Origin of the sequence: Cognatundibacterium luofuense (genome assembly GCF_018139685.1) — a bacterium.
GTDB classification, from domain to species: domain Bacteria; phylum Pseudomonadota; class Gammaproteobacteria; order Burkholderiales; family Burkholderiaceae_D; genus Undibacterium; species Undibacterium luofuense.
The window spans coordinates 118,759-141,664 of the sequence record NZ_JAGSPN010000009.1; the positions used below are offsets into that span (position 1 = coordinate 118,759).

The 22,906-nt window shown below is 47.7% G+C and carries 24 protein-coding genes; 17 read left to right on the forward strand and 7 right to left on the reverse strand.

From position 1 onward, the window contains the following. Positions 1-289: 289 nt before the first annotated feature. The 3 genes from KDM89_RS12930 to ccoS are packed head-to-tail and all read left to right on the forward strand — an operon-like array spanning position 290 to position 2,942. Positions 290-526, forward strand: a complete 237-nt coding sequence (locus KDM89_RS12930; RefSeq protein ID WP_212688335.1) for a heavy metal translocating P-type ATPase metal-binding domain-containing protein — start codon at positions 290-292, stop codon at positions 524-526. 7 nt (positions 527-533) lie between these two features. Further along, complete coding sequence (locus KDM89_RS12935) at positions 534-2,795, forward strand: heavy metal translocating P-type ATPase (protein ID WP_212688336.1); 2,262 nt, start codon at positions 534-536, stop codon at positions 2,793-2,795. A 3-nt stretch (positions 2,796-2,798) separates the two neighbouring features. Further along, positions 2,799-2,942, forward strand: a complete 144-nt coding sequence (ccoS, locus tag KDM89_RS12940) for a cbb3-type cytochrome oxidase assembly protein CcoS (RefSeq protein WP_189357996.1) — start codon at positions 2,799-2,801, stop codon at positions 2,940-2,942. Between the two features lie 249 nt (positions 2,943-3,191). Here the strand turns inward: ccoS and mnmH are convergent, their stop codons facing one another. Together mnmH and KDM89_RS12950 are read right to left on the reverse strand one after the other, a co-directional pair. Next, the gene (mnmH, locus tag KDM89_RS12945) at positions 3,192-4,289 is read right to left on the reverse strand and encodes a tRNA 2-selenouridine(34) synthase MnmH (protein ID WP_329604666.1); all 1,098 of its coding nucleotides are present in this window, start codon (positions 4,287-4,289) and stop codon (positions 3,192-3,194) included. Beyond that, positions 4,247-4,831, reverse strand: a complete 585-nt coding sequence (locus tag KDM89_RS12950; protein ID WP_212688411.1) for an arylesterase — start codon at positions 4,829-4,831, stop codon at positions 4,247-4,249. Before KDM89_RS12950 ends, mnmH begins: the two co-directional genes overlap by 43 nt. Positions 4,832-4,898: 67 nt before the next feature. Between KDM89_RS12950 and KDM89_RS12955 the strand changes: the two genes are divergently transcribed. Further along, entirely contained in the window at positions 4,899-5,594 is a 696-nt protein-coding gene (locus KDM89_RS12955; protein WP_212688337.1) for an ABC transporter ATP-binding protein, read from the forward strand. Here KDM89_RS12955 and KDM89_RS12960 read toward each other — a convergent pair. Genes KDM89_RS12960 through KDM89_RS12980 form a run of 5 tightly spaced genes read right to left on the reverse strand, consistent with a single transcriptional unit; the run spans position 5,591 to position 9,918 of the window. Further along, positions 5,591-6,409 (reverse strand): UDP-2,3-diacylglucosamine diphosphatase, encoded by an 819-nt coding sequence (locus tag KDM89_RS12960; RefSeq protein ID WP_329604667.1) that lies wholly within the window; start codon positions 6,407-6,409, stop codon positions 5,591-5,593. The genes KDM89_RS12955 and KDM89_RS12960 overlap by 4 nt on opposite strands. A 21-nt stretch (positions 6,410-6,430) precedes the next feature. Then, complete coding sequence (locus KDM89_RS12965; protein ID WP_212688338.1) at positions 6,431-6,919, reverse strand: peptidylprolyl isomerase; 489 nt, start codon at positions 6,917-6,919, stop codon at positions 6,431-6,433. A gap of 32 nt (positions 6,920-6,951) precedes the next feature. Further along, complete coding sequence (locus KDM89_RS12970) at positions 6,952-7,572, reverse strand: peptidylprolyl isomerase (protein ID WP_230427859.1); 621 nt, start codon at positions 7,570-7,572, stop codon at positions 6,952-6,954. 46 nt (positions 7,573-7,618) lie between these two features. Then, complete coding sequence (locus tag KDM89_RS12975; protein WP_212688340.1) at positions 7,619-8,896, reverse strand: L,D-transpeptidase family protein; 1,278 nt, start codon at positions 8,894-8,896, stop codon at positions 7,619-7,621. Then, a complete protein-coding gene (locus KDM89_RS12980; RefSeq protein ID WP_230427847.1) occupies positions 8,896-9,918 on the reverse strand; it encodes a nuclear transport factor 2 family protein in 1,023 nt (340 codons plus the stop codon). The genes KDM89_RS12975 and KDM89_RS12980 overlap by 1 nt, the downstream gene beginning before the upstream one ends. 433 nt (positions 9,919-10,351) lie before the next feature. Here KDM89_RS12980 and KDM89_RS12985 point away from each other — a divergent pair, with 433 nt between their 5' ends. From KDM89_RS12985 to KDM89_RS13045, 13 genes are all read left to right on the forward strand, one after another. Further along, positions 10,352-11,326: an acetyl-CoA carboxylase carboxyltransferase subunit alpha gene (locus KDM89_RS12985; RefSeq protein WP_212688342.1), complete on the forward strand. Its 975-nt coding sequence runs from the start codon at positions 10,352-10,354 to the stop codon at positions 11,324-11,326. Continuing rightward, the gene (gene tilS, locus KDM89_RS12990) at positions 11,323-12,726 is read left to right on the forward strand and encodes a tRNA lysidine(34) synthetase TilS (protein WP_212688343.1); all 1,404 of its coding nucleotides are present in this window, start codon (positions 11,323-11,325) and stop codon (positions 12,724-12,726) included. The genes KDM89_RS12985 and tilS overlap by 4 nt, the downstream gene beginning before the upstream one ends. Positions 12,727-12,755: 29 nt before the next feature. Then, complete coding sequence (gene dnaQ / locus KDM89_RS12995) at positions 12,756-13,457, forward strand: DNA polymerase III subunit epsilon (RefSeq protein WP_212688413.1); 702 nt, start codon at positions 12,756-12,758, stop codon at positions 13,455-13,457. 462 nt (positions 13,458-13,919) lie between these two features. Further along, positions 13,920-14,237, forward strand: a complete 318-nt coding sequence (flhD, locus tag KDM89_RS13000; protein WP_189357986.1) for a flagellar transcriptional regulator FlhD — start codon at positions 13,920-13,922, stop codon at positions 14,235-14,237. Positions 14,238-14,281: 44 nt separating this feature from the next. Then, positions 14,282-14,830: a flagellar transcriptional regulator FlhC gene (gene flhC / locus KDM89_RS13005; RefSeq protein WP_212688344.1), complete on the forward strand. Its 549-nt coding sequence runs from the start codon at positions 14,282-14,284 to the stop codon at positions 14,828-14,830. 21 nt (positions 14,831-14,851) lie between these two features. Then, positions 14,852-15,628 (forward strand): class I SAM-dependent methyltransferase, encoded by a 777-nt coding sequence (locus KDM89_RS13010; RefSeq protein ID WP_212688345.1) that lies wholly within the window; start codon positions 14,852-14,854, stop codon positions 15,626-15,628. A 139-nt stretch (positions 15,629-15,767) separates the two neighbouring features. Further along, a complete protein-coding gene (gene motA / locus KDM89_RS13015) occupies positions 15,768-16,628 on the forward strand; it encodes a flagellar motor stator protein MotA (RefSeq protein ID WP_212688346.1) in 861 nt (286 codons plus the stop codon). 24 nt (positions 16,629-16,652) lie between these two features. Further along, complete coding sequence (gene motB / locus KDM89_RS13020; protein WP_212688347.1) at positions 16,653-17,582, forward strand: flagellar motor protein MotB; 930 nt, start codon at positions 16,653-16,655, stop codon at positions 17,580-17,582. A 46-nt stretch (positions 17,583-17,628) separates the two neighbouring features. Beyond that, positions 17,629-18,177, forward strand: a complete 549-nt coding sequence (locus KDM89_RS13025) for a chemotaxis protein (RefSeq protein WP_212688348.1) — start codon at positions 17,629-17,631, stop codon at positions 18,175-18,177. Between the two features lie 43 nt (positions 18,178-18,220). Beyond that, complete coding sequence (locus KDM89_RS13030) at positions 18,221-18,586, forward strand: response regulator (RefSeq protein ID WP_212688349.1); 366 nt, start codon at positions 18,221-18,223, stop codon at positions 18,584-18,586. 44 nt (positions 18,587-18,630) lie between these two features. Then, positions 18,631-20,637 carry a chemotaxis protein CheA gene (gene cheA, locus KDM89_RS13035; RefSeq protein ID WP_212688350.1) on the forward strand — a complete coding sequence of 669 codons (2,007 nt, stop codon included), beginning with the start codon at positions 18,631-18,633 and terminating at the stop codon, positions 20,635-20,637. Positions 20,638-20,664: 27 nt separating this feature from the next. Continuing rightward, entirely contained in the window at positions 20,665-21,159 is a 495-nt protein-coding gene (locus KDM89_RS13040) for a chemotaxis protein CheW (protein ID WP_212688414.1), read from the forward strand. Between the two features lie 30 nt (positions 21,160-21,189). Further along, the gene (locus KDM89_RS13045; protein WP_212688351.1) at positions 21,190-22,887 is read left to right on the forward strand and encodes a methyl-accepting chemotaxis protein; all 1,698 of its coding nucleotides are present in this window, start codon (positions 21,190-21,192) and stop codon (positions 22,885-22,887) included. Positions 22,888-22,906 lie beyond the last annotated feature (19 nt).

Sequence of the window (22,906 nt, forward strand, 5' to 3'; positions counted from 1 at the left end):
TGATTTGTAAGTGGTAAATTTGTAATTCGTATCTGAAGTTCTGACAATCTGTGTAATAACGATCCGCTGTGGCGGAAGTTTGAGAAGCTTTCGGTTTCTCCCCATGAATGGTGCAGTGCTCAGAAAGGCGGTGGTGCAATGCTACCGCCTTTTTGTTTGTGCAAAACAAACCTTAGCGAGGTTGTTTGCTAACAAATCACCGGTGCAATGCGGGTATTTGTGTCAGATCAACACTGATCTGTTCTGATCGGTTAGCATGCATCAGGGTGGTGTTATTGTGTAGGCAACCATGCGTGTATTGACTTCCATGTTTGACTGGTTCGGCCTCGGAAAATCTTCCGGAGCCAGGATCGCCTGTTATCATTGCGGCGAAACTGCCCGCGAGAGTCAGGTATTGTATGTGCCATTCAATGGGCAGCAGCAGCCGGTGTGTTGTCGCGGCTGCCTGACAATCCTGAAAACCGTTGAAAAAAATCTTCTGACCGACGCCTATCTGGCAGAGCGTCAGGCACCGTCCGGGAAATAAGCAACGCATGTCTGAACAACTCTCTGCGACAGGGCCGGTTGCGCCGCTGTCTGATCCTGCCTCTTCCATACTGACCGAAAAGCTCGCCATTTCCGGCATGCACTGCGCTGCATGCGTGCAACTGATCGAATTCCGTCTGCAACAATTGCCCGGTATTGCGTCTTTCCGCATCCAGCCTGCAACCCATACCGCAGCGGTGCATTATGACGGTCAGCGCCTGGATTTGCGTGACATTCTGAATGCGATTGTTGGACTGGGGTATGGCGCTTATCCGGCCGGGCAGGAGGCTGACGAGCAGGTCAGAAAGCAAAACCGGATGGCCTTGCTACGTATTTTTATTGCCGGGTTTGCCATGATGCAGGTCATGATGTTCGCCTGGCCTTCCTATCTGGTACCAGTACCGACTGCGGACGGCGAGCTGACGCCGGATCAGGATTTATTACTGAAGCTGGCGAGCATGGCAATTTCAGTGCCGGTGGTATTTTTCTGTGCGCTGCCATTCTTCCGCGCTGCCTGGCGTGATCTGAAGCTGCGCCATATCGGCATGGATGTGCCGGTCTCTCTGGGGATTCTGCTGACCTTTTTTGCCAGTGTCTGGACCACTTTCCGTGGCGGTGCGGTGTATTACGATTCCGCGATTATGTTTGTGTTTCTGTTGCTCGGCGCACGCTGGATTGAGCAGCGCGTGCAGCATAAAGCGACCCGTGCCTTGCGCATTCTGACCCAGTTGCAGCCGGTACAGGCGCGGCGTCTGAAAAATTATCCTGATCATCAGCAAGAAGAACTGACAGATGCCCGCGCGCTGCATACCGGTGATGTGCTTCTGGTATTGCCGGGAGATCAGATTCCGGCAGATGGCGTGGTCCTGGAAGGTGACAGTGCCTGTGATGAGGCGCTGATGACTGGCGAGTCGCATCCGGTCAGCAAAGCCAGCGGAGACAGCCTGACGGCAGGCAGCGTGAATCTGCAAGGCCGTCTGATTATGCGTGCAGAACAAACCGGCCACGCAACCCGTCTCGGACACCTGATCAGCATGATGGAAAGCGCGGCCAGTGAAAAACCGGCAATCGTATTGCTGGCAGACCGCCATGCCAGCCGTTTCCTGATGATCATCATGCTGGTTGCGCTGGTCAGCGGACTGGTCTGGTGGCAGATTCAGCCTGAGCGTGCGCTGTGGATTGCGATCAGTGTGATTGTCGTGACTTGCCCTTGTGCTTTATCGCTGGCAACGCCGGGGGTAATGGCGGCCGCTATAGGCCTGATGGCAAAGAACGGTGTACTGGTGAAATCCGGTAAGGCTTTACAGGGGCTGGCACAGGCTACGCATATTGTGTTTGATAAAACCGGTACGCTGACCAGTGGTAAGTTGCAGGTGCAGGCGGTGCAATGTGAAGTCGATGCCGCCATCGTGATGCCGCTGGCGCTGGGGATTGCGGCGGCTTCACATCATCCGGTGGCAAGGTCGGTGGCGGATTATCTGATCGCGCAACAGGGAAATCATCCGGCGCAGGTTCAGCAAATGCAGGAAGTGGCCGGTGGCGGTATTGAGGCAGTGGTGGATGGTGTGACTTACCGTTTCGGTCAGCCGCGCTTTGTTGCTGGTTTGCTCGGGCATATGCCGGAAATGCCAGCTGACTGGCAGGGAAAAACGGTCAGTATGCTGGTCAGCGCACAGCAGGTACTCGCCGCTTTTCTGTTGCAGGATCAGTTGCGCGATGACGCGGTGGATGCATTGCAGCAACTTCGCTCCGCCGGTAAGCAGATTTGTTTGTTATCCGGTGATCAGCCGGAACCCGTTGCGCAGATTGCCGCGCTGACCGGTATTCAGGAAGCACATGCGCAAATGACGCCGGAAGCAAAATTTGCCTGGGTGCAGAACTTGCAGCGGCAAGGTGCGAAAGTGGTGATGGTGGGCGATGGCATGAATGATGGCCCTGTACTGGCGATTGCCGATGTGGCAGTGGCGATGGGGCAGGGCGCTGCGATTTCCCAGACCCGCAGTGATTTGCTGCTGGTATCTAACCGTTTGCCGGATCTGAGTTACGGTGTCCGTGCAGCCACTTACAGCTTCCGCCTGATCCGTGAGAATCTGGGCTGGGCGATTCTGTACAATCTGGTCGCTATTCCGGCCGCCGTCATTGGCTGGCTGGAACCCTGGCATGCGGCGCTCGGTATGTCGCTGAGTTCGCTGATTGTGGTGCTGAATGCGCTGCGTTTATATCTGTTGTCGCAGCCGGAATATCAGCTGACCGATGACGCTACGGAGTAATGCATGGATATTTTGTATTTGCTGGTGCCGGTCAGTCTGTTACTGGTGTTTGCGATTGGCGCAGTGTTCTGGTGGGCGATTAACAGCCGTCAGTTTGAAAATCTGGAAGATGAGGGGCAGCGTATTCTGGATGATAAAGAGGGCTGATCAGCTCTCGGTTGTGCAGAAATCCGCATTTACCTGTTTTGATACCCCCTTGGAGAGCCAGAGTTCATGCGGACGTCCATGAAAAAGCCACTTTTTACTCTGCTAAATACCGCATTTCGCACAAATTTGGTGCGAAAAAGGTTCTCCGGGCTTCTCTGAGTTCCGTTGAGCTTGGTTCGTGTGGTTGTCAGCGCCATCCCCTTGCTTACATTGGCGATGGCGCTTGTGGTACTTGCAGTGCGGGAGGCTTCAGCTCTGATGAATCAATTGCATGGCTGCAGATTGAAGACTGTCTGCCTGCAAATCGGCCAGTGAGATCGTGCGCGCCGTTTGCAACTTGCCAAAATTCTTCGCCATCGACTTGCGATAGGACGGATCGTAATGCTGCTCCAGCAGCGAAGCCGTCAGTTCGCGGAAGGCAGCCTGCTGAACCATCTCCTTCCATACCTGCACTTGCTGATTCCCGTGCTGCACTGCCAGATGCGATAAGCGCTCGCATAACACATCCGGCTGCTGCATCCAGTGCGGATAGCTGTCGCACAGGAAACGCACTCTCTCCTCAAACGGCGCTTCAATGAATACGCACTCAGCGGCGCGGATCGCTTCCATCACACAATCCGGTACGCGCAGATTGCCGACTTTTTTACTTTCCGATTCCACATACAGGGTTTTGCCTGCAGCTTGTTTCAGTCGTAACCAGATCTGGCTTTCAAACTGCTTTTGCGATGGCTGCACCGTGCCCGGTAATGCCCCGAGCAAAGAGCCGCGATGACTGGCCAGTTGCTCCAGATCCAGCACCGGCGCACCTTGTGCTGCCAGCGTTTCCAGTAGCGCAGATTTACCGCTGCCGGTCGGCCCGCAAATGACTTTCCAGCTGACTTGTGACACCAGCTGCGGTAACTCCGCATGCACACGGCGGCGGAAAGACTGATAGCCGCCTTGCAGTTGCGCAACCGGCCAGCCGATGCGGGCAAAAATATGGGCCATCGATCCGCTGCGGTTACCGCCGCGCCAACAATAAATCAGTGGCCGCCATTCACGCGGTTTGTCCTGTAATTGATTTTCCAGATGACGTGCAATATTCGCCGCAACCAGCGCAGCACCCAGACGCTTGGCTTCAAATGCACCGGTTTGTTTATACATGGTGCCGATGCGGATACGTTCCTCGTTATCAAGTACAGGTAAATTGATTGCGCCGGGCAAATGATCTTCAGCGTATTCAGCCGGGGAGCGGGCATCGATAATGCCGTCAAACTGATCAAGTTGCGCCAGCGTTTCTTCCAGCGTCAGCAATTCCGGATACTTCATTTCTTTCTGGCTTTCAGCAAAGGTTCGAGATGCGGCCACACATTGTCCAGCATCTGTGGTTGTGCCTGCGTATTCGGGTGAATGCGGTCTGCCTGAAACCAGTCCGGCTTATCCGCTACTTTGTCGAGAAAAAACGGCAGCAGCGCAGTTTTTTCCTGTCGGGCGACCTGTGCAAACAAAGCACTGAATTTTTCTGTGTACTGGCTGCCATAATTCGGCGGCATACGCATACCCAGAATCAACACGCTGGCACCGGCTTTTTTTGATGCCTGCACCATTTCGCGCAGATTGTTTTCGGTATGCTCCAGCGCTAGTCCGCGTAAGGCATCGTTACCGCCGAGTTCGATGATCACAATATCCGGCTGATGTTGTTTCAGTAATGCGGGCAAGCGGGATTTGCCTCCGGCAGTGGTTTCCCCGCTGATGCTGGCATTGCTGACCTGCCAGCCGGTAAACTGCTGCTGTAGCCGGGCATCCAGCAAAGCGACCCAGCCTTTACCGCGTGGTAAGCCATATTCGGCCGATAAGCTGTCACCAAGCACAAGCAGGGTTTTTCCGGCAGAATGTGCGCTGGCTGGCATTACCAGCAGCCCTAGCCACACAAAAATAACAGGAATACCGCGAACGTATTTTTTCAGGAAAGTCAGCATGACAGAAAACGCAGGGTTAACAAACGGGTTAGCAATACAAGTCAGTCATCTGCACAAAACCGTGCAGGATTCCAGCGGATCGCTGGAGATTCTGAAGGATATTCATTTTAACGTGATGCAGGGAGAATCGCTGGCGATTGTTGGTGCTTCCGGTTCCGGTAAATCCACTTTGCTCGGTATTCTGGCCGGACTGGATCTGCCGAGCAGTGGTCAGGTTCTGCTGCAGCAACAGGATATTTTTGCACTGACAGAAGACCAGCGTGCAGTGTTCCGCAAACAGCATGTGGGCTTTGTCTTTCAATCGTTTCAGTTGCTGATGCATTTAACCGCTCTGGAAAACGTCATGCTGCCGTTGGAGTTACGCGGCGATCCGGATGCGCGCAGCAAAGCAGCGGCGATGCTGGAGCAGGTTGGTCTGGGGCAGCGCCTGAAGCATTATCCGAAATTCTTATCCGGCGGTGAGCAGCAAAGGGTAGCGCTGGCGCGGGCTTTTGTGACACGTCCGGCAATTCTGTTCGCCGACGAACCGACCGGTAGTCTCGATGCGCAAACAGGGCAGGCCGTGATGGAGCTGATGTTTAGTCTGAACCGGGAGTTCGGCTCCACGCTGGTGCTGGTGACTCATGATCCGGCAATTGCCGCACGCTGTGTGCGACAGATCCGGATTCAGGGAGGATGTCTGGCGGAAGTTTAAGCAGTGTGCCGGTTGACTGGCAGTTGTATTGCTTCACCGTGAACGTCGTAAGCCTGCAGACCGCCATCCGACAATAATGCGAGCCAGCCACCGCGCGGACTGGCCGCATGATCGCAATCCCAGTCAGGCAGCACATAACGGCTGAAGTCTGCGTACTGATGCAGGGCAGGGCGGTGTGTGTGGCCGTGAATCAGAATGTGTGCCTGATGCGCCTTAGCTAAGCTGCTTACCGCATCTTCATCAACATCGCTCAGCACCATTGCAGCTGATTGTTTTTGCTGACTCTGGGCACGCATCTGCTTTGCAATGTCACGCCGTTTTTCTAATGGCTGTGATAAAAACTGCTGTTGCCACTGTGAGTTGCGCACTTGCTTGCGAAACTGCATGTAAGCCAGGTCGCCGGTGCATTCCGCATCACCATGCGTAATGACAATGGTTTTATCTCCGGCGCGCAAGCTCTGTGTTTCGGGCAGCAATTGCAGACCGCAGCGATCAGCGAAATCCGCACCAACCAGAAAATCACGGTTTCCATGCATCCAGTACAGACGAATTCCTGCGTTTGTGCAGTCGAGCAAGGCAGCGCAAATGGATTGATGGTAATGGTCATTGATATCATCATCACCTACCCAGTACTCAAACATATCCCCCATCAGATACAGCGCCTGCGCAGCGCGGGCAGGCCCCTGCAGGAATTGCAGAAAAGCGTGTGTGGTCGCGGGTATATCTGCCGATAAATGGACATCAGAAACAAACAGCGCAACCACAGAGGGTTGCGCTGTACTGATGTCTGAACAGGAGTAAACGTGTTCAGTCACAATCAAAGCCTGTCAGTCAGATCAGACGATTTCAGCTTTGATGATGACGACATCTTCAACCGGCACGTCAGCATGCATGCCTGCGCGTGTTGTTTTAACGCCTTTGATTTTGTCGACAATGTCAGTGCCTTCAGTCACTTTGCCGAATACGCAGTAGCCCCAGCCATCCTGACCCGGATAGTCCAGGAAGCTGTTGTTAGCGACGTTGATAAAGAACTGGGAAGAAGCGGAGTGAGGAGCCGACGTACGTGCCATTGCCAGCGTGTACATTTCGTTTTTCAAACCGTTCTTTGCTTCATTTTCGATAGGGTCTTGTGTGTCTTTTTGCTTCATGCCCGGAGCAAAACCACCACCCTGAATCATAAAACCATTGATAACACGATGGAAAATCGTGTTGTCGTAATGACCGGACTCGACATAAGCGAGGAAGTTTGCAACTGTTTTCGGTGCTTTTTCAGCATCCAGTTCAATTTTCATGTTGCCATGGTTGGTGGTCAGTAATACGGCCATGATTGTCCTTTACAAAATTTCAAACGAAAGTCTTATTTTATTACAGTCGCGGATTCAATGACGACGTCTTTTTTCGGAACGTCCTGCATGCCGCCAGTGCTGCCGGTCTCGACGAGCTTAATTTTTTCGACGACATCCATCCCTTTAATGACGCGACCAAACGGCGTATAGCCGGCAGTCGCCATCAGCGCCTGAGCGCGTGGTTTGACGATTGGTGTGCCGCGGAAAACAAATTCAACCGGATCACCATCGGGCAGGATCTGATGATTCAGAAATTCGTTATCACGCACGTTGATAAAGAACTGTGCGGAGGCAGAGTTCGGGTCCTGAGTACGTGCCATCGCGATAGTGCCGATGTCGTTTTTCAATCCGGCTTCCAGCGCACGGCGAGCCTCAAGCGGAATCGGCTTGCCGGTTGGTTTCTCTTTTAAACCTTTGGTGTAGCCTCCACCCTGAATCATAAAGCCGTCGATAACGCGATGAAACAAGGTGCCCTTGTAATGACCTGAACGCACATATTTGAGGAAATTCTCAACCGTTACCGGCGCTGCTTCAGGCACCAGTTCGATCACGATTTCACCCATATTGGTTTTCAGCGACACTTTCGGGTGTGGCTGGTCAGCCGCTATTGCCGGAAAAGCACAGGCCAGCATCAGTGTTGCGATAGTGATTCTGCGGGATAATTTCATCTGGTTCTCCTCAGACATTGGTTTCGTAAATAATGCGCCATTTGGTGGCTTCTTTGATCCAGTACTGACGTTTCCGTGTGCTCATGTGTGAGCGACCGGAGCTCAGTTCCATCGTAAACGTGGTGACTAGCATTTCGTCACGTGCAGGGTAGCGAAACTGTGTAATGTCTTTCAGTTTTACAACAGGGTTGCTCCAGCCCTCCCAGGACGGGCGTTGCTTGGCAAACCAGCTATTTAAATCTTCGCCCTGCGGTGAACGGAAATTGCGGGAGTAGTTCGCAAAAATCCGGTTCGCATTCATGCTTTCCATATCCAGGCGCCAGCTTTCCTGTACTTGCGCAAGTTGCTGGCGTTCTTGTTGCAGCTTTTCACGGCTGGTAAATTCCAGCTGTTCCGCAATCACCACGGGTGTACGCCCGATCTCAATTTGCGCCGCAATATTTAAAAAATCCGGATTGGTCAGTACAACACATCCATCGGAAGCCAGCGGAGGGCGGCTGAAGCTGTTGGACGGCATACCATGCAGCCAGATACCGGAGCCGCTGCGGCCATTGACTTTATCCCACTCGTTCGGATAGTTCAGTGGCAATGCGCCGGGACCGTAAAAATCCGGTAATTTGCTTCCTGATAAGCGGCTGGTAATGTAATACACGCCAAGTGGCGTCTTCTGGTCGCCTTCTTTGAGCTTGTCGACGCCGAATTTTCCCTGACTGATGTAGTGATCGCTGCGGAGTTGCAGTTGCTGGTTTCCGAGATGATCAAACAGAAAGAGTCGCGATTTTTTAGCGTCAATCACAATGACTTGCTTCTGATCGTCTCTTAACTGCAGGACGGATCGGGGAACCTGATTCGGGCCTGGGCGAAACTGAATGGCCTTCAGGCGTGCCGCGGCTTCATCCCGCAACTCTTTCAGTTTGTCCGGCGGCACGTGAGACATTGCGCCGAAACCAGTCACTTTCTGCGTATGCATCAGCAGCAAGTCACCGCGAATCAAGTGAGCCAGCTGGTAATTCGGGTATGCGGCAAGCAAAGCATCAATTTTTTGCTCCGCCTGATTCAGTTGATTGTTAGATAAGGCCTGATAAGTTTCGATCAGCAACTGATCCGGATTGACGCCGGATGGCTGCGTAACCGAACTCACTGAATCGGTATTGCGTTTTGCTGCAAGAGCATTGCTGTAAAAACCAGCCAGAAACGAGGAAATCAGTACACCCGTAATAACGGAGTGACGAAAAAAAACCGGCGCTGGCTTTACCAGCGCCTTTGAAGCGGATAAAAACGAAAACATCAGCCGCCTGCTTTTTCCTGCTTAATCAGCCATTTCCCATCCTGACGTGTCAGAACCAGAGTTTTGCGGGAATTCGCAGTTAGTTTGTCTGAGGTGTAAATCTGGCGGAAGCTGACAGAAGCGCTGCTGCCATCAACGGATACTTTTGCCGATTCAATTTTGACAGAAATACGGCCTTTACCTTCAATGCGGCTGCGGCGCTCATCAGCCCATGCTTTACGCGATTCGCCTTTTGGTGTCTGGAAATCTTTCGCGTAATGATTCAGATAGGCAGATGTATCCTGTGTACTCCAGGCTTTTGCCCAGTTCTCTACCGCACGCATGACTTCGTCTTCATCCTTGTCCGGTGTTACAGCAGGCGCAGGTTTCACTTTAGGTGCTTCGGCAACCTTGACTGGTTCAGGAGCCGGTTTGGCTTTGGCAGGATCGGAAGCTTTTGCCGGTTCGGTTTCGGTTTTTACCGGAGCAGGCTTTGGAGCGCTGGCAACCGCCGATGCGCTGTTGGCAGCAACTTTAGGATTTGTGCCTCCGCTGGTATTTCCTACCAGATTACGCACCATGGTCAGCTTGAGTTTTGCTGTGGCATTATTGGAGTCAAGCTGCAATGCTTTATCGTAGGACTGGCTTGCCAGCTTTGCATACACATCGCCGAGATTCTCGTGCGCTGTACCATAGGTTGGATTGGTGCGTATTGCCATTTCCAGTGCTGCCCGTGCTTTATCATATTGACCGGCTGCTGCATACAGCACCGCCAGATTATTATAAGGCTCCGGCAATTCAGGATAGTCGTCGGTCAGTTTGGTGAAAACAGCAATGGCGTCGCCATTTTTGTTTTGTTCCGTAAGAATCAAACCTTTCAGAAAACGCAACTGCGCATCTTTCGGTTTAGATGCAAGTCCTGCCTCAGCACGCTGCAATGCTTCGGCGGTCTGACCTGTGCGCAGCAGGCGGCTGATATCAGTAGCGTCATCAGCGTAACTGAGTCCTGAAAATAAAAGACTGCTGCTGACGGCAGAAAGCAAAAAGAGATTCCTGAGTTTCATGCTTGTAGTAGGCTGGCGTTTCATTAATTTGATTATTACTTAGGAATAAACCGTGCGTCTGAAAGGCACAGATTACGAATCACAGCATCTTATCAAATAAGTTCTGAGGCTGGTCGTATTTAGGCAGAATCAGTTGGTAATACATCAATTTTGTGCAGTACCTGCAATTTATTTAATGAAAGTACATCAGATATGCACAGGTTTATGAATTCGAGGAAGTATTCTAGGCTGGACAGATGCCCTGTTTTTGATATCTAATCTCGTCCGTCAAAAAAGATTTATGGAATTTCATTCCGTCTTTTACCTATTTACTGCCTGGATGAGAGACAATATTTGTTGATCTGCGTCGCGATCCTACCCGGATTGCATGCGATGATGGCAGCAACAACACGTGTAGAGTGAAGGAGTCACGATGACTAAAACGACTTTTCTGAGCTTCGAGCAATCTATTGCTGAACTTGAAACTAAAATCGAAGAACTGCGCTTTGTGCAGGACGATTCAGCGGTAGATATCTCGGAAGAAATCGAGAGGCTGTCGAAAAAGAGTCAGATGCTGACGAAAGATATTTATGCAAAGCTGACACCGTGGCAGGTTTCCCAGATTTCCCGCCATCCTCAGCGTCCGTACACAATGGACTATGTGAATCAGATTTTCACAGATTTCCATGAACTGCACGGAGATCGTACTTTTTCTGATGATCAGTCGATTGTAGGCGGTCTTGCCAGATTTAATGGTCAGGCGTGTATGGTGATTGGTCACCAAAAAGGGCGGGATACAAAGGAACGGGCATTACGTAATTTCGGGATGCCTAAGCCAGAGGGGTATCGTAAAGCAATGCGCTTGATGAAGCTTGCTGAGAAATTTGGTCTTCCCGTATTTACATTCGTTGATACCACCGGTGCATGGCCTGGTATCGACGCAGAAGAACGTGGACAATCTGAGGCGATTGGTCACAATCTTTATGTCATGGCAGAGCTTAAAGTACCATTGATTACAACAATTATCGGCGAGGGTGGTTCAGGCGGGGCGCTGGCGCTTGCAGTTGGTGATGCCGTTCTGATGTTGCAGTATGCGACGTATTCCGTTATTTCCCCTGAAGGATGTGCTTCGATTCTTTGGAAAACGTCTGATCGTGCATCTGATGCCGCTGAGGCACTTGGCTTGACGGCTCACCGTCTCAAGGCGCTCGGTTTAATCGATAAAATTATTAATGAACCTTTGGGTGGTGCGCATCGAGATCCTAAGCAAATGTGTGCACTCGTGAAGCGTGCCTTAGCTGATACTTTGAGACAGTTCCAGGGCGTAAAAACTCGTGACCTGCTAGCTGCACGCCATGAGAAACTGATGGCGTATGGTAAGTTCAAGGAAACAAATACGTCGGAATGAATGACGTTGAATTAAGTGCGGCGCTGGCAGAGCAATTCTGTCAGCGGATGGATGATTACATTTCGCGGCATGTATCAGTCAGTGGCGGCGAACTGAAATTGGCACTGGCGTTTAGCGGGGGGCTGGATTCAACAGCCCTTTTGCATTTGGCTGTTGCGTATTGTGCGCAGAAAAAAATTGCGCTGAGTGCATTTCATGTGCACCACGGATTGAGTCCTAACGCAGATTCCTGGCTGGACCATTGCCACCGGCAAGCACGTTCAATGGGAATATCGTTTTGTTCAAGAAAAATTACGGTTAACGAAACTGGTGATGGCCTGGAGGCTGCAGCCCGTAGGCAGCGTTATGTCGCTTTGAAAGACATGGCGATAGAAAGCGGCATCGAAACAGTTTTGTTTGCACACCACCTGGACGATCAGGTTGAGACTATTTTCATTCGAATGTTGCGTGGAAGCGGACTTGACGGTGCAGGTGGTATGCGCGCTGAAGCAGATTTTCCGCTGGCGGGCACTAATGGAGTCCGCGTATTTCGGCCTTTGTTGGATGTTCGGCGTGATTTGCTTGAATCGTATGTTTCGCAATGCGGCTGCAAATATATATTTGATGAGTCGAATGATAACCCGAAGTTCTTTCGTAATGCTTTGCGACACCAGGTCTTGCCCGTTTTGGAATCAATACGCCCGGGTTCGCTAGAGGCGTTCGCTCGAAGTGGCAGATTGCTTAATGAGGCATCCGATTTACTTGCTGAATATGTTTCTGCGGAGTTTAATTCGTGCAGAGTTGATGACGGTTTAAGCCGAAGTGCTCTGCGTAATTTATCTCCTGCAAAGCGTATGCAAGTTTTTCGCTGCTGGCTAAAATCAATTTCGGTGCAGATGCCGTCCGAGTTAAAACTTTCTGAGATTGTGCGCCAGGTCATTTCCGTTAGTAATGATCAGTCAGTCAGGATCGGTATAGATAATGGGTATGTCTACATTTATCGAGATTTAGTTTGTTTTCAGTCTGAATTGCCAGATGACTTGGACAGCAGGGGGGTGATTCGTTGTTTTTGTTGGGACTCACACAATGAAATCAGCTTTCCGGAATTCCGTGGACGTTTGGTGTTCGAGTATTCGGACTACGGAATACCTGAGCTTGAGTTGGCGGGCTATTTGCTTACTTTGCATTGGCGTCAGGGGGGGGAGCGGATGCGGATAGGTGTTGGGCGGCCGTCTAGATCGCTTAAGCACTTGTATCAGGATGCGGGTATCCCCGCACCAACCAGAATGCAATTGCCTTTAGTTTCAAACCAATCCGGTACTTTATTTGCGGCTGGTATCGGAATGAATGCAGATTACTGTTCTGAGCAAAACAGAGAGTCGGGATGCCGGGTGATCAAAATTACCTGGCTTAAGCACTAGAAGATATGCAAAAAATAATGAAACCACAGATTCGTCAGGTCGTGTTAGACACAGAAACCACGGGTATTAATCCGAGAGATGGAAATCGGATAATTGAAATTGGGTGTGTGGAGCTAATTGATCGCAAGTTAACCGGAAATAATTATCATCAATACATTAATCCAGGGCGCGACTCAGAGGAGGGAGCGTTACAGGTTCACGGACTGACTACAGAATTCTTATCTGACAAGCCAAAATTTGCAGAAATATCCGACGAATTCATAAAGTACATACAGGGTGCAGAGGTTGTTATTCATAACGCACCCTTTGATTTGGGTTTTTTGAATGCCGAATTTAGCAGGTTAAACCTTGGGTGTTTTGACGATTACGTATCGGGAGTGACTGATACACTGGTGCAAGCTAAAGAGTTGCATCCGGGTAAAAGGAATTCTCTTGACGCCTTGTGTGATCGTTACGGAATATCAAACACGCATCGCCAGTTGCATGGCGCTTTACTGGATGCCGAATTACTTGCAGACGTTTTTCTGGCGATGTCGAGAGGTCAGAATAGTCTGATGATGGATGTTGATGAGACTCCGGAGAGTAGCCTTCAGGTTATCGAAGATGATTCGGCCCCTTTGCCAGAAATTATTGTCATGCCTGCATCGCAGGCTGAACTGGATGATCATAGTAATTTGTTGAATGGGCTTGATAAGCAAAACAAGCAGCCGTGTTTGTGGAGACAGTCGTAAGTCAGGTTATGGCTAAAAAATCCGCAATTTGCGGATTTTTTTACTTTGAAACCTAAAGTTTCACGAAAGGGCGCCGTTAACAATCACAGGAGTTAAAAGTTTTTAAAAATATTTTCATGTAAGCCTAAAGTTTTGGAAAGTTGCGCCGTTAATACAAACAGAGTCAAAAATATTTTTAGCGTCAACCCCTAAAGTTTTGGATTTTAGTGCCGTTAAATAAATTGAGAGTGAAGTTATATGCCGTGTAACTTGCTCTAAGTAGTTGAAAATAAAGAGATTATTCGGAAATCTGGAGTCTGATTAATCGAGAGATGCTGCATGTAGGATATATTCCTACGTGTGGCTTTTTGTTTTTCTGGGTTTAAATACGGAAGTTGTCCAATATTCTCAATCTTCAGGCTTGCGCACAATGTGTCTCAACGGCAATGAAATCCCTTTGAATCCAGATAGGAGGGTTTAAAAATGACACAAAATGACATGATGGCTGAAATTCGCGATGCAAATCTCAGTTACCTGATGCTCGCGCAGCAAATGATTCGTGCTGATAAGGCTTCGGCGATCTTTCGCCTTGGTATCAGCAAAGAGATTGCTGATTTGATAGAAGGTCTCAATAACTCTCAAATTTTGAAGCTTGCAGGTTCAAATATGATGCTTGCTAGGTTTCGCTTCGACGACAGCGCAATTCTTTGCATGCTGACAAACTATAATAAAGAGCGCTCACTGGCCCATTCTCATGCAGCCATTCTGATGGCGGCGCAACCTGTCGAAGAAATTCAGTAATATAGTTTCTTGCAGGTTTCACTGGTTAGTTGAAGGAGAGTGTGATGGCTGGCAAAAGTGTGGTTAATGAAGCAAATGAAATTCAACTCGCAATTGAATTAGTGAAACTTGGTGCTCGTCTGCAGTTACTAGAATCAGAGACCAGTCTTTCGCGGGAGCGGTTGCTCAAAATTTACAAAGAGTTGAAGGGCGTATCTCCTCCAAAGGGTATGCTTCCATTTTCCGCTGACTGGTTTATGACTTGGCAGCCAAATATTCATTCGTCACTGTTTATGAATATTTATCGCTACCTTGTTGAGCATGCGGATATTTCCGGGATTGACGCAATCATTAAAGCTTACCGGCTTTATTTGGAACAGGTCAGTTGTGTTTCACCTGATGATGCCGTATTGTCACTGACTCGTGCTTGGACTTTGGTTCGGTTTTTTGATGGAAAAATGCTGACTTTTGCGAAATGTTCAGAATGTGGTGGGCATTTCGTGGCACATTCACTCGACTTGCACAACGAGTTTCGCTGTGGACTTTGTCATGTTCCTTCTCGTGCAGGCAAAACTAAAAAGTCAAAAGAGGGGGAATTGGCGATGGTTGCTTAATTAATAATTAAGGAGTTTGTATTGTCTAGCAAGCGCTCTGCTTGGATTCGGTTTCGTTCCGCATTAACAGTACTCGCAACACAGATATTAATCGCGTCGGTTCTTTTTCTGCCGGCGTTGCAATTTGATTTTCGTAGTAAATTCCCCTTTACGCCACTGCTTCTATTGTTGGTGCAAGCGGCGCTAAGTGCAGCCGTAGCGCGCCTGTTGAGGCTCGAGCGGTGGTGGGTGCTGATGAGTTTTTTTGCGCCATTCCTATTTTTGGCGTCTCTGTTTGTTATAACGGATCATTGGTATTACCTGCTGATCTTCATACTGTCTTTCACTATATACGGCGCGACTTTCCGAAGTCGGGTTCCGTATTTCCCCTCACCAGACAACATCACAGATTTACTCACTCCTGTCCTTCCGATAGCTTCATTTAAGTTTTTAGATGTAGGTTCGGGGTTCGGGAAGGTGTTGTTTCCTTTGGCATCAAAGATGCCATCCGCATATTTTCGTGGCATTGAGTTAGCCTGGATGCCATTTTTCATTTCAGCACTTTTCGCAAAAATTGGAAAACATAGAAACGTTGAGTTCGTGCTTGGTGATTTTCAGCACATCAGTTTCACAGAGTTCGATGTTGTTTACACTTATTTGTCGCCTGTTGTAATGCAAAGTGTTTGGGCGAAAGCGTTGGCAGAAATGCGGCATGGAACATTATTTATCAGTTATGAGTTTAATGTTGATGGAAGAAAGGCGGATTTTGAAATACAGTGTGTAGAAGAGGGCACATTCTTGTATGTGTGGAAAATGTAGGGAAATCGTGTGTTGGGAATTGGAAATATTTCCTGCGCTAGTATCAATTTCTTGCATTTTTTCATGATTCCTATTGATCTGGCTGATATGATTGACGCTAGTGATATGAATAATGCGTTTCTACAGAGGGGGTTTATCTGTGTTAGTCATCGTTGGCTATATCGTTGTTGTCGGTTCTGTGTTTGGTGGATTCGTCATGTCCGGCGGTCACCTTGCTGTTTTGTTTCAGCCACTCGAACTGTTGATGATTGGGGGGGCTGCAGTTGGTGCGTCTTTGGTAGGTAATAACGCTAAAAGTCTGAAAGCGACCCTGAAAGCGTTGCCGAGCATTTTTAAGGGTTCAAAGTACACAAAAGCACTTTATATGGAACTGATGACGATGATGTTTGATGTTCTCACCAAGGTGCGTAAAGAAGGTTTGATGTCTATCGAAGGTGATATCGAAAAACCAGAAGACAGCCCATTATTCAGTAAATACGCGTCTATTGTGCATGATCATCATCTGATGGAGTTTGTGTGTGATTATTTGCGGTTGATGGTGTCCGGCAATATGGATGCGTTTCAGATAGAAAATCTGATGGATAACGAGCTGGAAACGCACCACCACGAAGCGGCTGTACCAGCACATTTCATCGCGAAATTAGGTGATGGTTTACCTGCATTTGGTATTGTCGCCGCCGTAATGGGAGTGGTGCATACAATGGAGTCAGTTGGTATTCCTCCGGCAGAACTGGGAATATTGATTGCTCATGCGCTGGTTGGTACATTTCTCGGCATTTTGCTTGCATATGGCTTTATCGGCCCACTTGCCAGTTTGATCGAACAGCAAAACGAGGAATCAGCAAAAACATTTCAATGTACAAAAGTGATTTTGCTCGCAAGTTTGAATGGGTATGCGCCGGCGCTGGCTGTTGAATTTGGTCGAAAAGTACTTTATTCAACAGAGCGTCCATCATTCCGTGAGTTAGAAGAGCACATTAAACAATCGAAGTCGAAGTGATGCCTGGTGTAAGTGAGAGTTTAAATGGCTAACGAAGAAGTAAGACCGATTATTGTAAAACGTATTAAGAAGCATGGTGGAGGACATCATGGTGGTGCATGGAAAATTGCTTACGCCGATTTTGTAACGGCGATGATGGCATTTTTTTTGCTGATGTGGCTTCTTGGTTCTACCGCAAAAGGAAATCTTCAGGGGATTGCCGAGTATTTTCAAACACCGCTCAAAGTTGCGATGTCGGGTGGTGACGGCAGCGGTGATAGCTCAAGTGTGATTAAAGGCGGCGGTAAAGATCTCAGCATGCGTGAGGGGCAAAACAGAAAAGGTGATATCGACTCTCCTAAGAAAACATATAGCTTACAAGCAGCTGAAGCTGCATTGGCGAAAGAAGAGTCTGAACGATTGCAAAAATTAAAAGGGAAAATTGAGAATCTGATTGAGTCAAACCCTGCACTGAAACAGTATAAAAAACAACTGCTGCTTGATATTACAACGGAGGGGTTACGGATTCAGATGGTTGACGAGCAGAATCGGCCTATGTTTGCATTAGCGCGTGCTGAGTTGCAACCTTATACTCGTGAAATTTTGCATGAAATTGGTAAAGCGTTAAACGAAGTTTCAAACAAAATTAGTTTATCTGGCCATACCGATGCGACTCCTTACGGCCTTGGGGAAAAAGGCTACAGTAACTGGGAATTGTCAGCTGACAGGGCGAATGCATCCAGACGAGAGTTGATTTATGGCGGGATGGATGATGCAAAGGTAATGCGTGTGGTTGGACTTTCATCTTCGGTACTTTTTGATAAAGATGATCCCTTTAATCCAATTAATCGCCGTATCAGTATTATTGTTATGAATAAAAAGACCGAAGAATCTGTAAGCAGGGATGGTGGTTCCGTTGAGGTAACCAGTCAGGCGGATTCCGGAGCGGGTGTATCCGTAAAATCGGAGAAATAGCACTGTCGATCAGTAATATTATTAATTTCGGACAGGATGCTCAGAGATGTCAGAAAAAAAATTAATTGGATCTCAGGTAAAGCAGCTGCTCTCAGGAGTTTCTGATCACGGGCGTACGCATTTGCTTGAAGTAGAGACGGATCTGACTCAGACGGCCTTGTTGCTTGGTGAGGCAATCGAAAAGCTTGGAATCAGTTTCATGGCAATGCATGAAGCTGTCTTAAAAGAACAGCAAGAAATCGATGTGCTGATAAATGTTGGGAATGTCCCCCCCGAAAGTATCGAAAAAATCCGTGAAATTCAGCACGAAATAGGGCTGCATGTAAATGCAGCTGTTACTAGTCTTCAGTTTCAGGATCTCACAAGTCAGCTGATCTCACGCACAATTCAAAGATGTGAAGGACTGCGTGAAGTATTGAATCTGCTTGGCGCCGAAAGTGGACAGTCAGCAAGCGAAGAAATTAATGAAAATATCGAACAAATCCTGCTAAATGCAATCGCACGACTAGAAAAACAGAGTAATGATCTTCAGACAGTGTTACGTAAAGCCGTGCATCAGAATCATTTAGATAGTGGTGATATAGAACTTTTTTGATGGAATTCAGGCATTTGCCTTACATAAAGTAGATGGAGTAGATATGGCCAAGACAATTTTAGCTGTGGACGATTCTGGTTCCCTTAGACAAATGGTCGCTTTCAGTTTAAAAGCGGCTGGCTATCAGGTAATTGAAGCGGTAGATGGTCAGGATGGTCTTGAAAAGGCTCGAAATCAAGTAGTAGATCTTGTGCTGACCGACCAAAACATGCCAAGAATGGATGGTTTAACCCTTATCAAGTCTTTACGCGGATTGCCAACTTATCAGCGAGTACCGATTTTAATGCTCACAACTGAGTCAAGTGATGAGATGAAATCAAAAGGGCGAGCTGCTGGTGCGAATGGCTGGCTGGTTAAGCCGTTTGATCCTCAAAAGTTAACGGAAGTTGTGAAAAAGGTAATTGGCTAAATTTAGCCTTTTTCCGATGAAATTGCTGAAAGCGGAGTTCGATAATGACAATTGACATGAGTCAGTTTTTCCTGGTTTTTTTTGATGAAGCCGAAGAATTGCTGGCTGAGATGGAAAAATTGTTGCTGGAAGTCGACGCGTCCACTCCTGATCCGGAAGACTTGAATGCGATTTTCAGAACGGCACACTCAATTAAGGGGGGCTCCTCGACTTTTGGCTTAAATGATATGACCGATGTCACCCATGTCCTTGAGTCTTTGCTGGATAAAATCCGCAAAGGTGAAATGGCGTTGACCTCTGAACATGTCGATGCATTTCTGGCAGCAAAAGATATCTTAAAAATGCAATTAGATGGTCACAGGAATGGAAGCCCGGTAGACCAAGATGCAGTAGGTGATGTGCGTATGTTATTGCAATCATTGTCTCTCGATGCTCCGCCACCACCACCTGCTCCTGTAGTAGAAGATTTGCATATAGATACGGATTTTAAATCGGCATTTAAGATTGAAATGCCAAAAGTAAACCAGGGAGATACTGAGGCCTTGGTGGCTGAGCTCGGACTGCTGGGCGTAATATCAAGAGAGCCAGATACAGTTGACTCAATAATCTTGCATCTCAAGACAAATGAATCGGCTGATGACATTATTTCAATTTGTTCATTTATTCTTAATCCTGATGCGCTGAAAATCTCTGAAGAACCTGATTTGCTGGAGCAGCCAAAAGAGCTCTCTGAAGACGAGTTGGGATATGGATTCTTTGAGCCTTTGGATCAAATGTTCCCACCGATTGAGGATGCGGGCTCTGTTATTTCGGAGAAGCCGATCGAAATAGTCCATGAAAAAAAACCGGCGGCTAAAAAGGAACCTGAAAAAGCGCATGCTAACTCTGAGTCCTCAACTATCCGTGTCGGTATTGAAAAAGTAGATCAATTGATTAATTTGATCGGCGAGCTCGTGATTACGCAGGCAATGATAGAGCAGCGTACCCAGCATCTTGATCCAATCATAAATGAACGTTTGCTTAGCAGCATCGCTCATCTGTCTCGCAATACAAGGGATTTACAAGAAGCTGTGATGTCGATCCGAATGATGCCGATGGATTACGTATTTTCTCGTTTTCCTCGTATGGTGAGAGATCTTGCACATAAACTTGGTAAAAGAGTTGAGTTTGTTACTTATGGTGCTTCAACGGAATTGGATAAAGGATTGATTGAAAGAATCGTCGATCCCCTGACACATCTTGTTCGAAACAGTATTGATCACGGAATAGAAGTGCCAACTATCCGTAGTGCTGGAGGAAAAAGTGAAACAGGGCGCCTCTCCCTGTCAGCAGTCCATCAGGGAGGAAATATTGTCATTGAAGTATCCGATGATGGCGGCGGATTAAACAGGGACAGGATTCTTGCAAAGGCCCGTGAAAATGGGCTTAATGCACCTGACTCAATGTCAGATTCCGACGTCTGGCAACTGATCTTTGCACCTGGATTTTCGACTGCAGAAGTTGTTACTGATGTGTCTGGCCGTGGCGTGGGTATGGATGTCGTTAAAAGAAATATTACGGCAATGGGCGGTGTCGTAGACATTCGATCGGCAAAAGGATTTGGGACCACCATCACAATTTCATTGCCACTGACATTGGCGATTCTTGATGGCATGTCCTTGAAGCTAGGTGAAGAAATTTACATATTGCCTTTGAACTATGTCGTTGAATCGTTACAACCGTCAATGGACGATGTTAAAGATATCAATGGTAAAAGTCAGGTGGTCAAAGTTCGGGATGAGTATTTGCCTTTAATACCGCTATATCGAATTTTTGATTTGAACCCTATTCATAGTTTGCCATCGGAGGGAATTGTGGTCATTGTTGAAGTTGACGGTAAGAAAGCAGCATTGTTTGTTGATGATCTTGTCGGACAACAGCAGGTCGTAGTAAAAAATATTGAATCAAATTATAAGAAAGTGCCATGTATTTCCGGGGCAACAATTTTGGGTGACGGCGGTGTTGCTTTGATTCTGGATGTGCCAGCAATAACAAGAGCAAGTGCAAATTAATAGGCAAAATTCATCATGAGTATTTCGATGACAGACAACTCTGAATTGCAGGTTGCAAATAGCGTTGCAGATGCGGCCACGCATGAATATCTCGCATTTACGCTGGGGAATGAAGAGTATGGTATCGACATCCTGAAGGTTCAGGAAATTCGTGGTTATGAAGCAGTAACAAGGATTGCGAATGCGCCTGTATTTATGAAGGGTGTGATTAATTTACGCGGAATCATTGTGCCTATTGTTGACATGCGAATTAAATTTGCATTGGGCGATGTTATTTATGACCAATTTACAGTTGTCATCATTCTGAATATTTCCGGAAGGATTGTCGGCATGGTTGTGGACAGTGTTTCAGATGTAACTACACTCAAAAATGATCAAATCCGTCCTGCACCTGAAATGGGCACAACTTTCAGCACAGATTTTCTGATCGGTTTGGGAACGTTTGATGAGCGTCTGCTGATACTTGTTGATATTGATAGATTGATGCTTAGTCCGGAAATGGCATTGGTAGAAAACTCCTGATAACACAATTCAAAGGAACTGGAGGAGAACATGAACCTGCGTACTTTAAAAATTGGTAAGAGGCTGACGTTTGCATTTGGATTAATCCTTGTAGGTATTTCTATCTTGATGTTGTTTATCAATGCGATGAATGCATCAACCAGGAAGACTGTCAGTGAATCCCTTAGTGTTGCCAGTCAGAAGCAGATGTTGGCAAATCAGTTGAAATCATCCCTTTATGAGTCAGGCATTGCTATGCGAAACATCGGAATTCAATCCGATGTTTCGGATATGCAAAAAGAAGAGGAAAAAGTTAAGAGTCAGCGCAAAAAATACGAAGAGGCAAAAGCCCAACTTGTATCGCTGGGACTTAGTGAGCAGGAAAACCAGATATTGGCAGAAGTCGCAAAAATTGATAATGAAATGGCTCAACCATTTAAAGATGCTATTGGGCAAGCGATGGCATTTAATGCTGAAGGATCTGTAAAGGTAATTTCCAGTATTCTCGAGCCATTAAGTAAAAAATCTATCCAGGAAATTAATAAGCTTGTCGATTTACAAACGGATGCATCGAAAGTTATTTTTGAAGATGCTGAGCGAAAAGGTAGCAGGCTTGGTTATGTTTTATATACGTCATTGATCGTTGCAATCCTTGTTGGTGGCGTTTTTGCTCTGGTCATTACAAAGAGTATCGTTAATCCATTGCATGAAGCAGTTGTTCTGGCTGAAACGGTGGCTGCTGGAGATTTGCGTAGTACCGTTGTTGTCGAAGGAGACGATGAGGTCGCACGCTTGCTCGCAGCATTGAAAGATATGAACGACAAACTCGCCGCCACTGTTGGGCAAGTCCGCATTGGTACAGAATTGATTACAGTTGCTGCAAAAGAAATTTCCACCGGTAACGCGGATCTTTCCAGTCGGACAGAATCTCAGGCGAGTTCATTGGAGGAAACTGCTAGTTCAATGGAGGAGTTGACGAGTACTGTCAGACAAAATGCTGATAATGCTCGCCAGGCGAATCAGCTAGTAGTGTCTGCGACTAACGTGGCAACTAAAGGCGGTGCGGTCGTTGACGAAGTTGTTAAAACAATGGGCTCGATTAAAGAAAGCTCCCGTAAGGTTGTTGATATTATTGGTGTTATCGACGGTATCGCTTTTCAGACAAATATTCTTGCTTTAAATGCTGCCGTGGAGGCAGCTCGTGCAGGTGAGCAGGGGCGAGGTTTTGCAGTTGTCGCAGCTGAAGTTCGTAGTCTTGCGCAACGCAGTGCCAGTGCTGCAAAAGAGATTAAGTCGCTGATTAGTGATTCGGTGGGAAAAGTTGATGAAGGTAGTAAGCTTGTTGATGAAGCCGGGCAGACAATGGGAGAAATCGTAACAAGTGTTCAGCATGTTGCAGATATTATGAGCGAAATTTCCGCGGCCAGCCAGGAGCAGAGTGCTGGTATTGAGCAGGTTAACTTAGCAATTGCTCAGATGGATGAAATGACTCAGCAAAATGCTGCTCTAGTTGAGGAAGCTGCAGCAGCAGCGGAAAGTCTTGAAGAGCAAGCGCAGGCACTGGCTCAGGCTGTAAGTGTTTTCAAAGTAATGAATGAGCAATTTAATGCATCAGTTAGCCCTGTTTCCATCAGGCAGGATATCGTAAGAAGGGATGTATCAAAACCAACTCTGGCACATCATCCAAAAAAGGCAAGCGTTGCAGCATCTGTGAAAAATGATGCAGACGGTTCTTGGGAAGAGTTTTGAGTTTAAGATCTTTGCGGAT